This window comes from Psychroflexus curvus (genome assembly GCF_020164585.1).
Taxonomy (GTDB): Bacteria; Bacteroidota; Bacteroidia; order Flavobacteriales; family Flavobacteriaceae; genus Psychroflexus; species Psychroflexus curvus.
Genome location: NZ_JAIQZF010000022.1, coordinates 1 through 386, shown reverse-complemented (window position 1 = coordinate 386; position 386 = coordinate 1). Strand labels below are relative to the sequence as shown.

The 386-nt window shown below is 36.5% G+C and carries 1 tRNA gene; it reads left to right on the top strand.

The window, feature by feature from the left end:
• Positions 1 to 131 precede the first annotated feature (131 nt).
• Positions 132 to 205, top strand: a tRNA-Ala gene (locus LB450_RS13605).
• Positions 206 to 386 lie beyond the last annotated feature (181 nt).

Sequence of the window (386 nt, the reverse complement as noted above, 5' to 3'; positions counted from 1 at the left end):
GAATACCTCCTTTTTTAGAGTATTGCATCTGATAAGATGTAGTAGACGTTTAAAGAAAGGGAATTAATTAAGCTTTAATCAAGTATCAAAAAGGATAAGCTTTTGTGTTTCTAATTGTCAATTTAATATTTGGGGGATTAGCTCAGCTGGCTAGAGCGCCTGCCTTGCACGCAGGAGGTCATCGGTTCGACTCCGATATTCTCCACAATCCCATCCTAGTCTTTCCAAAGGGATGGAACAGGTTTTTGTTCTTCCCTTTGGGGAGCTAGAGGGGAAAACGTTCATTGACATATTGAGAATATATAAGAATACGAGAGTAAGAGCATGCTTTTTTTTAGGAAAGAGTATGAAAATTAAATAACTAATAATTATCGAATAGATAAGCT